Below are 14,332 nucleotides of genomic sequence, written 5' to 3'. Positions count from 1 at the left end.
GATTTCATGGCATTGGAGCCTGGCCGCGTGACGGGGCGATGACAGCCCGGCGGCAGCCTGCAGCCGCAACGCTGCGGCGGTTCGCCTGCGGCCCCGGTCCTTCGGCTTGCCGGGTGCAGGGCACCGTGCATGGCGGCAAGCTCCGGACACCGAGATCCGAACCATGGTGTCGCCACTACCGTCCCGCCATAACGCTTCCTCGCCCCCTGCCGTGCGGAACGCAGCCGAGTGGGCGGATGCTCCAGCGCCGCCGCCGGGGCCCCGCAGCCCGGCGGCGGCCGGAATCGGCCCCGCGGCGCCGCCGTCGCGCCCCCACGCCGACACGGCGGCCCTCCGGTCTGCGGCGAGTGTCCTGCCACCCCGGCAGCCGCTGCCCGCCGGGGCGGAGACCCGCCTGCGCGGCTATGCCCTGGCCCGTGCCATCGATGGCCGGCACGTGGAGGAACGGCGCGACATCGACCGGCTGCGCCAGGCGACCGTCACGGTGGAGGCCGTGCGCGCGCTCCTGCCCCACGGCCGCGGCAACGTCATCGACGATGTCGTGCGTTCCGGACACCGGAGTTCGCAGCGCGTCGAGGCAGGCCGGTATGTGAAGGACATGCTGGTGGAGAAGGGGATGCGGATGGTTCCGGCCTATGCCACCGGCGCGTTGGTGGCTGGCGCCGGAAACTGCGGAGAAAGCTCGGCGCTGGGCATCATGCTGCATGCACCCCTGCTCGACTTCCCCTCGCGGGAAGCGGGCCGGGGAGAATTCCTCTACCTGGTCCGGTCGCGGTGGATCGGGCACCAATGGGCGCAACTGCAGGACGAACGCGGGCCCGCCTTCCACATCGTGCTCGATCCCTGGCTGCGGGGCCCGGCCGTCTTCGCCGGGGACAGCCAGTGGGCGGCATCATCCGCCGATTCCTTCCCCAGTCTGCGCTACGGGCGAGCGTCCGGGCTGCGGGACCGGGCCGCCATGGAGGGCGTGCTGGCGAATGCCGGTGCCGCGCTGCAGGCCCGGTTCCGCCAGGGCCTGGTCGAGGCCGGCCCCGGCATGCGCTATCACGCGGCTTCGGTCTTTCCTTCCATGCCCGTGGTGGGGCGTGGGTTCGAGCGCCGGGTGCAGCTCCGGCTGCAGGCGCCGGCCGATGCCGCGAGGGCCGGCGTGCGGCTGGCCGGGCCGGCGGCCGGAGCGGACTGGCGTTCCCTCGTCAATGAAATGCTCGCGGTGGGCGTGCTCCGCCAGTGGGCGCCGGGAATGCCCATCCGAAGCAGGGTGCATGAGGCGCCCGCGCTGCTGGACGCGGCGGTGCGCCTGCGTGGGCATGCCGCACGCGCCGAGCCCGCTGCACGGGACCCGGCGCGGGGTACGGCGGGCGATTCCGTCAGGACCCGCGCCGCACCCGCATCAGCTCGTCGATGATCAGGCAGGCCGCGCCCACCGTGATCGCGGAGTCGGCCAGGTTGAAGGCCGGGAAGTGCCAGCCGCGCGCGTGGAAATCCAGGAAGTCCACCACGTAGCCGTGCATCATGCGGTCCACCACGTTGCCGATGGCACCGCCCAGGATGCTGGAGAGCGCGAAGCAGAACAGCTTCTGCCCCGGATGGGCGCGCAGCTGCCAGACGATGAAGAGCGCCGCCGCCACGCCGATGCCGGTGAACACCCAGCGCTGCCAGCCGCCCGCATCCGCCAGGAACGAGAACGCCGCGCCGGTGTTGTGCGCCCGCACGATGTTGAAGAAGCTGGTGACGTAGGTGGCGTCGCCCAGGCGGTAATAGCCCAGGATCAGCGTCTTGGTGAACTGGTCGGCCACCAGCAGCAGCACGGCCCAGGCCAGCCAGGGCCACAGCGAGCCCTTGCCGGATCCGGAGGAAGAAGCGTTGCCGCGGGCCATTTATGCGTGCTCCCGCGTCTCGCCGCCGCCGTACAGGTTGCTCACGCACCGGCCGCAGATGGTCGGGTGGGCCGGGTCCCGGCCCACGTCGGCGCGGTAGTGCCAGCAGCGCTCGCACTTGGCGTCCTGGCTGGCCGCCACGCGGATGGCGAGCGCATCGCCCGCCACCAGCTCCACGGCGGAGGTGATGAACACGAACTTCAGGTCCTCGCCCAGGCTGGCCAGCAGCGCATGGTCTTCCGGCGGCGCCACCAGGGTCACGTTGGCCTGCAGCGACGAGCCCACCTGGCCCGCGGCGCGCACCGCCTCGATCTCCTTGTTCACCGCGTCGCGGATGGCGCGGATGCGCGTCCACTTGGCGGCCAGGCCTTCATCGGCCCCGGCGATGGGCTGGTAGGTCTCCAGGAAGATGGACTCGGAATGGCCGAACGTCTTCCACGCCTCCTCGGCGGTGAAGGACAGAAACGGCGCCATCCAGCGCAGCATGGCATGCGTGATCTGGTGGAGCGCGGTCTGGGCGCTGCGGCGCGCCAGGCTCTTGGGCGCGGTGGTGTAGAGCCGGTCCTTCAGCACGTCGAGGTAGAAGCCGCCCAGGTCCTCGGAGCAGTAGAGCTGCAGCTTGGCCACCACCGGGTGGAACTCGTACACCTGGTAGTGCGCCAGCACCTCGGCCTGGAACTCCGCGGCGCGCGTGAGCGCATAGCGGTCGATCTCCAGCATCTGCGGGAACGGCACGGCGTCCGTGGCGGGGTCGAAATCGCTCACGTTGGCCAGCAGGAAGCGCAGCGTGTTGCGGATGCGCCGGTAGGCGTCCACCACGCGCGCGAGGATCTTGTCGTCGCCCGCGATGTCGCCCGAATAGTCGCTCGCCGCCACCCACAGGCGGATGATTTCCGCACCCAGCTTCTTGTTGATCTCCTGCGGGTCGATGCCGTTGCCCAGCGACTTGCTCATCTTGCGGCCCTGGCTGTCCACCGTGAAGCCGTGCGTGAGCAGGCCCTTGTACGGCGCGCGGCCATAGAGCGCACTGGCCAGCAGCAGGGAGGAATGGAACCAGCCGCGGTGCTGGTCGTGGCCCTCCAGGTACAGGTCGGCCTCGGGGCCGCTGTCGTGGTGCACTTCCGGATGGGTGCCGCGCAGCACGTGGAAGAAGGTGGAGCCGGAGTCGAACCACACCTCCAGGATGTCCGTGCTCTTGGTGTAGTGCGGCGCATCCTCCGCGCCCAGGATCTCCTCCACCGTCACGCGGCTCCAGGCCTCGATGCCGCCCGCCTCGACGATGGCGGCGGCCTGGTCCATGATCTCCATGGTGCGCGGATGCAGTTCGCCCGAATCCTTGTGCAGGAAGAACGGGATGGGCACGCCCCAGCTGCGCTGGCGCGAGATGCACCAGTCCGGCCGCCCGGCGATCATGTCGTGCAGGCGCGCCTTGCCGTTCTGGGGATAGAAGCTGGTGTGCTCGATGGCCTCGAGCGCGATCTGGCGCAGCGTCTTCGCGGGCTTCTCTCCGGGCTTGGTGAACACGCCTTCGCCCTCGTCCATGCGGACGAACCATTGCGCCGCGGCGCGGTAGATCACCGGCGTCTTGTGGCGCCAGCAGTGCGGATAGCTGTGGACGATGTCCCTGGTGGCCATCAGGCGGCCGGCGTTCCTCAATGCCTCGATGACGGCCGGCACGGCCTTCCAGATGTGCTGGCCGCCGAACAGCGGGAAGTCCGCCGCGTAGGCGCCGTTGCCCTGCACCGGGTTGAGGATGTCGTCCAGCGCCAGGCCATGGGCCACGCAGGAGTTGAAATCCTCCAGGCCGTAGGCGGGCGAAGAATGCACGATACCCGTGCCGTCGTCGGCCGTGGCGTAGTCGGCCAGGTACACCGGCGAGAGGCGCCGGTAGCCGTGACTGCCGTCATCGCTCGCCACGTCGTAGAGCGGGTGCTCGAACTCCAGCCCGCCCAGCTGCTTGCCGAGGGTGGTGGCGATCACGCTCCCCGTGAGGCCGTAGCGTTCCAGGCAGGATGCCACCAGCGGCTCGGCCACGAGCAGGATGCGCTCGCCCGTGTCCACCAGCGCGTAGCGGATCTCGGGGTTCAGGTTCAGCGCCTGGTTGGCGGGGATGGTCCAGGCCGTGGTGGTCCAGATGACGACGAAGGCGTCCTTGGGCAGGGCCGGCAGGCCGAAGGCGGCGGCCAGCGCGGCCGGGTCATGCGCCTTGAAGGCCACGTCCAGGGTGGTGCTCTTTTTGTCTTGGTACTCAATCTCGAACTCCGCCAGCGACGAGCCGCAGTCGAAGCACCAATAGACGGGCTTGAGGCCCCGATAGACGAAGCCGCGCTCCATCACGCGCTTGAACGCGCGGATTTCGCCGGCCTCGTTGGCGAAGTTCATCGTCTTGTAGGGGTGCTCCCATTCGCCCAGCACGCCCAGGCGCTGGAAGTCGGCCATCTGCTGCGCGATCTGCTCGGTGGCGTAGGCGCGGCCCTTGGCCTGCATCTCGTCGCGCGGCAGGTTGCGGCCGTGCTTCTTCTCGATGGCGTTCTCGATCGGCAGGCCGTGGCAGTCCCAGCCAGGCACGTAGAGCGCGTCGAAGCCTTCGAGCTGGCGCGCCTTGGTGATCATGTCCTTGAGGATCTTGTTCACCGCATGGCCCATGTGGATCTGGCCGTTGGCGTAGGGCGGGCCGTCGTGCAGGATGAACTTCGGAGCCCCGCGCCGCGCATCGCGCAGGCGCTTGTAGATGCCTTTCTCGTCCCATTCCTTCACCCAGCCCGGCTCGCGCCGGGGCAGGTCGCCGCGCATGGGGAAGGGCGTGTCGGGCAGGTTCAGCGTCGCGCGGTAGTCGGTTCCGGGCGTGGATTCGGAGGCGGAAGGCGTGGTGTCGGACATGGCTGGGCAGGAGGTGCCTGGCTGCCGGCAGGTGCCGGGGCCGCCAGGGCGGAAGCAAAAAGGGGGCGGGAGGGGAGCCGCGCACCGGCGCGGCTCGGGCAGGAGCGGGCGCGGCCGCCGGAGCGGGCCGCGCGGGCGTCAAATTCGGTCGCGCGTGGTCTGGCGACGGGTTTCCGTGTAGCTGGCGGCCGGGGTGGACGCGAAATACGCCCGCGCGTCCTCGCAGTCCCGGGCGATGCCGGCGGTGAGGGCGTCGAGGCTGTCGTACTTCAGCTCGTCGTGCAGTTTGTGCAGGAGTTCCACGCGCACGATTTTACCGTAGGCCCCTTCGGCCCCCAGGTGGGCGGGCCACTGCAGGCAGTGCGTCTCCAGCAGCACGCGCCCGCCGTTGACGTCCGCGGGGTCGAGCGAGGGGCGCACGCCCAGGTTGGCGACGCCGGGCAGGGGCGTGCCGGAGAGGCCGTGCACCAGGACGGCGAAGATGCCCCCGGCCGCGGGCTTCCAGTGCGCGAAGCGCAGGTTCAGGGTGCGGAAGCCATCCCCGGCGCCCTCGGCGCTCGCGCCCAGCGCTCGGCCGAGCTTGCGCCCGTGCACCACATGGCCACTGATCGCGTAGGGCCGGCCCAGCAGCGCGGCTGCGGCCTCCATGTCGCCGCGCGCCAGCGCATCGCGCACGGCCGAGCTGGAAACGCGCAAGCCATGCACTTCATAACTGTTCATGCGCGCCACGTCGAAACCGCGCTCGCGCCCGGCGGCGTCCAGCATCGCGTAGTCGCCCGCGCGCTGCGCGCCGAACCGGAAGTCATCGCCCACCAGCACGTAGCGCGCGCCCAGCCCGCGCACCAGCACATCGTCGATGAAGGCCTGGGGCGGCTGGCGCGCCAGCCGCTCGTTGAACGGCAGCACCACCGCCTGCTGCACGCCGCAGCGCTCCAGTTCCTCCAGCTTGTCGCGCAGCGTGCCGATGCGCGCGGGCGCCAGTTCGGGCCGCCGCAGGGCGCTGGCGAAATAGTCGCGGGGATGCGGCTCGAAGGTCAGCACGCAGCTGTCCACGCCGCGGTGCGCCGCTTCGCTGGCGAGCAGCGCGAGCATGGCCTGGTGCCCGCGGTGGACACCGTCGAAATTCCCGATGGTGACCGCGCAGGCAGGAGCGATGCCGGGGTGGTGGAGGCCGCGGAAGATCTTCATCGGAATGCTAGTTTTTTGATAGCGTGCCAGGCAGGTGCGCCAAGCGCTGGCCGCCAATCCGTCATGATTTGGGAGTATATTGTGCGGCACGGGCCCCTGCGGGCGGCCCGCGAGACATCAGCGTTCCGAATCTTGTCGTGTTGCAAGGAGGGTGTTGTGAAGGTCTTGAAGCTGTCGGCCCAGGGGCTGCCGCAATCGTGGATTTCGCTGGAGCAGGCGGTCACGCACTATGCCGCGGGCGAGGTGCGCTGGGAATCCGGTGGCCCTATCGCGGTGTTCCGTGGCGGGCACAACGCGCTGACGGGCGAGCAGTCCGTGATCGAGGTCAACAGCATCATCGGCACCAAGGGCGTTCCCGGCATCAACCCCTTCGGCCTCAAGCCCTCCCTCACCAACAGCAAGCTCTTCGCGCGCGACCGCAACATCTGCGCCTACTGCGGCGGCCACTTCCACGAGGAAGACCTCACGCGCGAGCACATCGTGCCCTTCGCGCGCAACGGCGTCGACCACTGGATGAACGTGGTCACGGCCTGCCGCGCCTGCAACCACCGCAAGGGCCCGCGCACGCCCGAGCAGGCCCACATGCCGCTGCTGTACGCCCCCTACGTGCCCAGCCTGTGGGAGGACTTCATCCTGCGCAACCGGCGCATCCTCGCCGACCAGATGGAGTTCCTCATGGCGCACGTGCCCAAGTCGTCGCGGCTGCTGAGCTGACGGGGCAAGGCGGGCGCGCGGCGCCCCGCCAGGGGGCTTTGCGGTCCCGGGTGGACATATTGCCGCAGGGGCAGGGCGGGCGCACCGCCCGCGGGGCTGCTCACCCATAATGCGTCGCCATGCACGTCCTGCGCACATCGCCACGGCTGGTCCGCCTCGTCATGGCGTGGTTCGTCCTGGCGCTGGGCGTCGCCATCGCTTCCCCGATGCTCCGGCCCGTGTCGTCGGAGATGGTCTGCAGCACCGGCGGCGCCATGAAGTGGGTGGAGCGCGGCGACGACGGTGCCGGGGAGGCCGTGCACGGTACGCTGGATTGCCCGGCGTGCCTCGGCATCTCCCTGCCTCCGCTCCCCGCGCGCAGTGCGGGCATCGTGCCCCAGGCGCTCGCGCATGCCCTGCTGCCCGCCGTCCGGGCGCACATCGCGGGCATCGCCGGTGCGCCGCTGCCGCCACGCGGCCCTCCCGTGCTTTCCTGACCCCCTCCCCGGGCCCGTGCGGGGCCGACGCCGGGCGAGCCGCGTCGGCCGTGTCCCGCGCGCGCCACTCGCTTCATCGCAATCACCCGCGACAGCCGCGCTGCCGCCGCGCGCCGGCCGGTGCCTGCGCATTCGCAACAGGAAAGAACACATCCACATGTACCCCACAGGTCTTCGCCGCCGCATGCGCCATGCATTCCGCGCTGCACCCGCCCTCTGTGCCTGCCTGCTTCCCGGCGTCGCCGACGCTGCGGACGACGCAGCACGGGATCCCACGCTCGGCACCGTCACCGTCCAGGCCGCGGAATCCGCAGCGCCGGCTTCCGGACTGGCCATGGGCAGCCCCGCCGCGCCGCTGGACACGCCCGCATCCGTGACCTCCGTGCCCGCCGGGCTCATCCGGGCGCAGGGGGCCACCACCCTGCAGGAGGCGCTGCGCAACGTGCCCGGCGCGCAGGCCGACTCGGGCTTCAATGGCAGCCGCAGCCAGTTCTTCGTGCTACGAGGTGCCATCGCGGACAGCGGCACCGGTGCCTCCCGCGTGATGCGCGACGGCGTACGGCTGTCCAACTATCCCTTCACGCCCGCCTTCGTGGAGCGGGTCGATGTCCTGCGGGGCCCGGGCGCCGCCATCGGCGTGCGCAGCGAGCCGGGGGGCACCGTCGATGTCGTGACGAAGCAGCCCGAGCTGGGCGACTTCGGCTCGGCCGGTCTGGGCGCCGGATCCCATGGCGCGCTCGACACCCACCTGGACATCAACCGCGTGCTGTCCGCCGAGCAGGAACTGGCCGCCCGCGTCATCGCCGTGCACTCGTCCGCGAGCGAGTGGCGCCACGTTCCGGACCGGCTGGACGGGGTCAAGGCGGGCATCGCCAAGAGCGACGCCGACCGCTACCACCTCCGCCTCGGCGTGGAGTACACCGACCAGACCTACCGCCCCGACTTCGGACTGCCGGGCATCGGCGGCCGTCCTGCGGCGGTCCCGTCCGACCTTCAGCTCAGCGAGCCCTGGGGCGACTCGACGGCCCGCAACACCATCGTGGACCTGCATGGGGATGTAGCCCTTTCAGCAACGGCACGGCTGTTTCTCGACTACACCCGTCTCCGGGCGCACAGCACGTCGGTGCGGCAATCCCTGGGGCCCGCCGTCGCGGGCGCGCCACCGGGAACCTTCAGCCGGCGGCTCGCCTACGAGCCGGGCACGGAGCGCAGCATCGACGCACTCGCCACCGGCATCACCAGCGTGCAGGAATGGGCAGGCATGCGGCACCACCTCTTCGCCGGGGTGGACCGCTATGCCGAAACCCTGGACCAGCGCAGCGCCGGCCTGGCCAGCCCGGCCGTCAATATCTATGCGCCGGTCCGTGGCCCGGCGATCCCGCCGGCGTCCTTCAGCTTCACGACCACCACGCAGGACCTCCGCAGCACGGTGCTGTCGCTGCAGGACCGGATGGAGTGGGGGGGCTGGAGCGCCGTCGCGGGCCTGCGGTTCACCCGGCAGGATTTTCTCTATGGTGCCGCCGGCACGGCAGGCATCCGGGAATCCGATACCTCGCCCCGCCTCGCCCTGCTGCGCAAGCTCTCGGCCACGGACTCCGTCTATGTCGCGTACAGCACCGGCATCGCGCCGAACCAGGCATCCTCGGCCTCCGGCCAGTCGCTGCCGTCGCGCGCCTCCAGGCAGTACGAGGCGGGCTGGAAGTCCCTGTGGAACGGCGGGCGCCTGCAGTCCGACATCGCCGTGTACCGGCTGCAGCAGACCCACCTGCTGGCCGACGATCCTTCCACGCCGAACATCTATGACAAGACCATTGCCGGAACGGGGCGCTCCCGGGGCATCGAAGCGAGCCTGAGCGGCGACCTGGCGCGCCGCATCGGCGTGACGTTCGCCTACGCCTACACCGATGCCAGGTACGGGCAGAACGCGGACTACCCGGGCCGCCGCATCCCGAACGTGGCCCGGCATGCCCTCAGCCTGTGGGGGCAGTTCCGCTGGAGCGCAGAGCATGCCACCGGCGTCGGCATCCAGGCGCAGGGCAGCCGCCAGGCCGACATCGCCAACACCACCACACTGCCGGGGTATGCCCGCGTGGACCTGTCGCACACCTGGAAGCGCCAAATGGGCGGGGGCCTGCTCGAACTGCAGGTCGCACTGCGCAATGTGTTCGACAAGGCCTACTTCGTCTCCAGCCACCTGCACGTCAGCAACTACCTCACGCCGGGCCCGCAGCGCAACCTCTACGCGTCCGCGGGCTACAGCTTCTGAGGGGTGCGTTCCGGCATGCGGTATGCACCTCCGCCAGCCTCCGCGCTCAGGGCATTCCCGCTTCCGGAAGCGGTGCCGGCATCGCGATAATCGCCGGCCGCCCTGTGCGGCATGCTTTCTTCGCCGCTGCCGGCCCTGCCAGGCTCTCCACGTTCACCGGACCCGTACCCATGCGCCACGCCGCCGATTCCGCCTTCGCCGTTTCCTCGTCCTCCGTTCCGCTGCCTGCCCGCCGTGTCCTGCGCCGCCGGGGCCTCGCCGCCGCGCTGGCCGCCATCGCCTGCCTGGCTGCAGGCACCGCCCACGCCCAGCAGGCCAAGGAGGTCAAGCTCGGCTATGCGCTGGCCGTCAATTCGCATTACGGCGCCGCGGCCCAGGCGTGGTCCGAAACCGTCGAGAAGGCCGCCAACGGCGCCATCAAGTTCAAGCAGTTCCCCTCCAGCGCCCTGGGCGGCGAGCGCGAGCTGATCGAGGGCCTGCAACTGGGCACGGTGGAGGCCGTCATCGTCTCCACCGGGGCGCTGAGCAACTTCGTGCCCGACGTGGGCGTGGTGGACATCCCCTTCCTGTTCCGCGACACGGCCCACGCCCGCGCCGTGCTCGACGGCGCCTTCGGCCAGGAACTGCTGGGCAAGTTCCAGAAGCGTGGCCTCATCGCGCTGGCCTGGGGCGAGCAGGGCTTCCGCCACCTGACTAACAACAAGCATCCGGTCAAGACGCCCGCCGACCTCAAGGGCCTGAAGATCCGCGTGACCGAGAACCCCGTCCACATCACCGCCTTCCGCACGCTGGGCGCCTCGCCCACGCCCATGTCCTGGCCCGAGGTGATCGGCGCGCTGCAGCAGGGCACCATCGATGGGCAGGAGAACCCCATGTCGGTGATCGTCTCGGCCAAGCTGCCGCAGGTGCAGAAATACCTCTCGCTCACGGGCCACGTCTATGCGCCCATGGCGCTCATCGTCTCGCCCAACTTCTGGGCGGGCCTGAACGATGCGCAGAAGGCCGCCTTCACGCAGGGCGCCAGGGCCGGCGCGCTGGCCTCGCGCAAGTTCGTCGACGACGTGGAGCAGAAGGGCCTGGCCGAGGTCAAGGCCGCCGGCATGCAGGTGGTGGAGTCGGTGGACAAGAGCGCCTTCCAGAAGGCGCTGGAGCCCGCCTACAAGCAGTACGCCACCAAGTTCGGCCAGAAGACGCTGGACCAGATCGCCAGCGTGAAGTGAGCCGGGGCGGGCGGCGCGGGCCGCCTGCCTGGCACGTCCATCGGCCTGTGCCCGGCGCGTCCGGGCTTTGTCTTTTCCAGCCCCCACCCATCCCACCATGCTCCCTCGCTTCGAGCGCGCCCTGGTCGCCGGCAACCGCTGGCTGCTCATCCTCCTGCTGCTGGCCATGGCCTGCATCGTCTTCGCCAACGTGGTGCTGCGCTACACCACGGGCGACTCCATCGTCTGGGCCGAGGAAGTGGCGCGCCACCTGATGATCTGGTGCACCTTCCTGGGCGCCGGACTGGTGCTGCGCTTCGGCGGCCACGTGGCCATCGACAACCTGCACCACGTGCTGGGCGAGCGCGGTGCGCGGGCGCTGCGCGGCTGCATCGTGGTGGCTCTGGGCGCGTTCTTCCTGGTCATGGCCTGGTTCTCGGTGCAGTACGTCTGGGCCACGCGCTTCCAGACCACGCCGGCCACCGACATCCCCTTCGCCTGGATCTACGCGGCCATGCCGGCGGGCTTCGTGCTGCTCTTCGTGCACCTGCTCTTCATGGCGCGCGGCTACATCCGGGACGGCCGCTATGTCGAATCCGACGAGATGGACGCCGAATCGGCGGCCTCCCTGTGATGCCCGCGAGGAACTGACGCCATGGCCATCACCCTTTTCGTTTCCGCCGTCCTGCTGATGGCGCTGGGCTTTCCGGTCGCTTTCGCGCTCGCCATGTCGGCCGCCATCGCGGTCTTCGCGGGCGGCCGCTATCCGCAGCTGATCGTGTTCAAGGAGATGTTCACGGGCATCGACAGCTTCCCGCTGATGGCCGTGCCCTTCTTCATCCTCGCGGCCGAGATCATGTCCGGCGGCGCGCTCACCGTGGTGCTGCTGCGCTTCGCCGCGCAGTTCGTCGGCCACCTGCGCGGCGGCCTCGGCCACGCCAACATCCTCTCGCTCACGCTGTTCTCGGGCATCTCGGGTTCGGCCCTGGCCGATGCGGCGGGCCCCGGCTCGATGATGGTCAAGATGATGGACAAGGCGGGCTACTCGCGCGCCTATGCCGCCGCGCTCACCGCCAGCACGGCCATCGTGGGCCCCATCATCCCGCCCTCGATCATCATGATCATCTACGCGCTGCAGGACGAGCAGGTCTCGGTCGGCGCACTCTTCATCGCCGGCTTCGCGCCGGGCATCCTCATCGCCGTGGCCATGGCCATCGTCAACTGGCGCGTGTGCGTGCAGCGCGACTACCGCTCGCGCGAGCCGCGCCCGAGCGGCCGGGAGATGCTCGCCAACAGCATCCGCGCCATCCCCGCGCTGATGCTGGTGGTGCTGATCCTGGTGGGCATCCGCTTCGGCATCTTCACGCCCACCGAGGCCTCGGTGGTGGCCGTGTTCTACGCACTCGTGTGCGGCAAGTGGATCTACCGCACGCTGGAGTGGAAGGCCCTGCCGCACATCGCCGCGCGCTCGGCGCTGCTCACCGCCTCGGTGCTGCTGGTGGTGGCGGCCTCGGCCGCCTTCGCCTGGGTGCTGACGGTGGAGGGCGTGCCCCAGCAACTGGCCGAGACGATCGTGGGCTGGAACCTCTCGCCCGTCACCTTCCTCATCGCGGTCAACATCCTGCTGCTGCTCTTCGGCATCTTCATGGAGCCGCTGCCGGGCGTGATGATCCTCGTGCCCATCCTCGCGCCCATCTCGGCGGCGCTGGGCATCGACCCGATCCACTTCGCGATGGTGGTGATCGTCAACCTCACGCTGGGCATGATCACGCCGCCGGTGGGCGGGCTGCTGTTCGTCACTTCGGTGGCCACCAAGGTGCCGCTGGCGGCGCTCACGCGCGAGCTGCCGCCGTTCCTCGTGGCCCACCTGATCGTGCTGGCCCTGCTCACCTTCGTGCCGGCCATCTCCACCTGGCTGCCGCACGCGCTGGGATTCTGAGGGGAGCGACGCCGGTACGTTGTAGAAATGCCTTTCATCTTTGATGAACATGAATTAATTTCTTACATTTCTGGCACCATGGGGCAATCTGCACGGATGAGTTGCAGTATCCGAGGGGTTCGTTCCATGCCGCTATTCAAAAACATGACATTGGCGCAGAAACTGGTCGCGCTGGTGGCTTTCTTCCTGGCCGTCCTCCTGCTGGTCGGGGCCACGGGCCTGGCCCAGCTGCGAGCGGTGAGCACTGCCCAGCGCGAGATGTACACCGACACCGTCGTCCCGCTGCGCAAGGTGGTGGATGGCGGCCGGCAGGCGGCGGTGCACTTCCGGCGCATGTACCCGTTCATCCTCAAGACCGACGCGAAATCCCGCGAGGAAACGCTGTCGCTCAACCAGCAGTCGGAGCAGTCCGTGCTCGATGCCATCGGCCTGCTGCGCCGGGACGATGGCAGCGCGGAGTTGCGCGCCACGGGCCAGAAGCTGGCGGACACCTGGGCCCGCTACAAGGCGTCGGTGGCCAAACTGCAGGCGGCGGCGCAGGCGGGCGATGCGGAAGCGGCCATGGGCGAGCTCAACGCCTCCACCGACCGGCTGCACGTCGAAGTCCGCAACCTGCTGCTGGAAGCCGGCAAGCTGCAGGAACAGCAGGCACGGGACGAGACCGAACGCGTGGCTGCCTCGGTGGACCGCACCTTCCGCATCGTGTCCGCGCTCATCGCGGCCGGCGCGGTGCTCGGGGGGCTGCTGGGCTGGCGGATCATCCGCTCCGTCCTGCGCCAGCTGGGCGGCGACCCGGTCCAGGCGACCGCGATCGCCCGCCAGATCGCCGGCGGCGACCTGCGCGAGAGCTTCACCGCAGGCGCGGGCGACACCTCCAGCCTGGTCCACCATCTCTCGGCCATGCGCCTGCAACTGGCCCGCGTGATCGGGCAGGTCCGCCAGTCCGCGGACGCGGTCTCCCAGGCCTCCGTGGAGATATCGTCCGGCACGAACGACCTGTCGGCACGCACCGAGCAGCAGGCCGCCGCCCTGGAGCAGACGGCCGCATCGATGGAGCACCTGGGCTCCACCTCGCGCCAGAACGCCGACAGCGCCCGCCAGGCCAATGAACTCGCCGTGAACGCGAGCACCGTGGCCGTGCGCGGCGGGGAGGTCGTCGCCGAGGTCGTGCAGACCATGCGCGGCATCAACGATTCCAGCCGCAAGATCGCCGACATCATCGGCGTGATCGACTCCATCGCCTTCCAGACCAACATCCTGGCGCTCAACGCGGCAGTGGAAGCGGCCCGCGCCGGCGAGCAGGGCCGCGGCTTCGCCGTCGTGGCCGGCGAGGTGCGGCTGCTGGCCCAGCGCAGCGCCCAGGCCGCGCGGGAGATCAAGGACCTGATCGGCGCCAGCGTCGAGCGCGTGGGCCAGGGCTCGCAGCTGGTGGACCGGGCAGGCACCACCATGGCCGAAGTGGTGTCCGCCATCCAGCGCGTCACCGGCCTGGTCAGCGAGATCAGCGCTGCCAGCGGCGCCCAGAGCGACGGCGTGGCCCAGGTCAGCGAAGCCATCACCGTCATGGACCAGGGCACCCAGCAGAACGCCGCGCTGGTGGAGCAGAGCGCCGCCGCCGCCCAGTCCATGCAGCAGCAGGCCGCCCACCTCGTGCGTGCCGTGGACGCATTCCGCATCTGAGCCGGCCAGATTCCACCACCCGGCGCGCTGCTTTCGCATAAGCGGTGCGCCACCCATCCGAAGGCCGCGGAGCAGGCCATGCCAGCAGACGCCGCAGAACCGGCTCCGCCGGG

General features: G+C 70.0%; 11 protein-coding genes. 8 read left to right on the top strand and 3 right to left on the bottom strand.

The features are described 5' to 3' along the window. Positions 1-211 precede the first annotated feature (211 nt). The gene (locus tag ACGHC0_RS17375; protein WP_415266280.1) at positions 212-1,405 is read left to right on the top strand and encodes a hypothetical protein; all 1,194 of its coding nucleotides are present in this window, start codon (positions 212-214) and stop codon (positions 1,403-1,405) included. On the opposite strand, the gene lspA is transcribed toward ACGHC0_RS17375, so the two are convergent. The 3 genes from lspA to ACGHC0_RS17360 all read right to left on the bottom strand — a co-directional run bounded on the left by lspA (position 1,368) and on the right by ACGHC0_RS17360 (position 5,945). Further along, on the bottom strand, positions 1,368-1,877 hold the full coding sequence (lspA, locus tag ACGHC0_RS17370) for a signal peptidase II (RefSeq protein ID WP_368352157.1): 510 nt from the start codon (positions 1,875-1,877) through the stop codon (positions 1,368-1,370). The two genes, ACGHC0_RS17375 and lspA, sit on opposite strands and share 38 nt — an antisense overlap. Further along, a complete protein-coding gene (gene ileS, locus ACGHC0_RS17365) occupies positions 1,878-4,757 on the bottom strand; it encodes an isoleucine--tRNA ligase (RefSeq protein WP_368352156.1) in 2,880 nt (959 codons plus the stop codon). It lies immediately after the preceding gene. Between the two features lie 138 nt (positions 4,758-4,895). Next, complete coding sequence (locus ACGHC0_RS17360) at positions 4,896-5,945, bottom strand: bifunctional riboflavin kinase/FAD synthetase (protein ID WP_415266279.1); 1,050 nt, start codon at positions 5,943-5,945, stop codon at positions 4,896-4,898. 156 nt (positions 5,946-6,101) lie between these two features. Here ACGHC0_RS17360 and ACGHC0_RS17355 point away from each other — a divergent pair, with 156 nt between their 5' ends. The 7 genes from ACGHC0_RS17355 to ACGHC0_RS17325 all read left to right on the top strand — a co-directional run bounded on the left by ACGHC0_RS17355 (position 6,102) and on the right by ACGHC0_RS17325 (position 14,219). Next, entirely contained in the window at positions 6,102-6,659 is a 558-nt protein-coding gene (locus ACGHC0_RS17355) for an HNH endonuclease (protein ID WP_368352154.1), read from the top strand. Positions 6,660-6,778: 119 nt separating this feature from the next. Next, positions 6,779-7,135 carry a DUF2946 family protein gene (locus ACGHC0_RS17350; RefSeq protein ID WP_368352153.1) on the top strand — a complete coding sequence of 119 codons (357 nt, stop codon included), beginning with the start codon at positions 6,779-6,781 and terminating at the stop codon, positions 7,133-7,135. A 184-nt stretch (positions 7,136-7,319) separates the two neighbouring features. Then, positions 7,320-9,401 (top strand): TonB-dependent receptor, encoded by a 2,082-nt coding sequence (locus tag ACGHC0_RS17345; protein ID WP_415266278.1) that lies wholly within the window; start codon positions 7,320-7,322, stop codon positions 9,399-9,401. Positions 9,402-9,640: 239 nt separating this feature from the next. Then, positions 9,641-10,621 (top strand): TRAP transporter substrate-binding protein, encoded by a 981-nt coding sequence (locus ACGHC0_RS17340; protein ID WP_415268432.1) that lies wholly within the window; start codon positions 9,641-9,643, stop codon positions 10,619-10,621. A 97-nt stretch (positions 10,622-10,718) separates the two neighbouring features. Next, the gene (locus ACGHC0_RS17335) at positions 10,719-11,234 is read left to right on the top strand and encodes a TRAP transporter small permease (RefSeq protein ID WP_011796501.1); all 516 of its coding nucleotides are present in this window, start codon (positions 10,719-10,721) and stop codon (positions 11,232-11,234) included. A gap of 21 nt (positions 11,235-11,255) precedes the next feature. Further along, entirely contained in the window at positions 11,256-12,539 is a 1,284-nt protein-coding gene (locus ACGHC0_RS17330) for a TRAP transporter large permease (RefSeq protein ID WP_368352149.1), read from the top strand. A gap of 126 nt (positions 12,540-12,665) precedes the next feature. Further along, complete coding sequence (locus ACGHC0_RS17325; RefSeq protein WP_415266277.1) at positions 12,666-14,219, top strand: methyl-accepting chemotaxis protein; 1,554 nt, start codon at positions 12,666-12,668, stop codon at positions 14,217-14,219. The last annotated feature ends 113 nt before the right edge of the window (positions 14,220-14,332 follow it).

It is taken from the genome of Acidovorax sacchari (assembly GCF_042847045.1).
Lineage (GTDB): Bacteria > Pseudomonadota > Gammaproteobacteria > Burkholderiales > Burkholderiaceae_C > Paracidovorax > Paracidovorax sacchari.
This window is presented reverse-complemented; position numbering and strand designations above follow the sequence as displayed.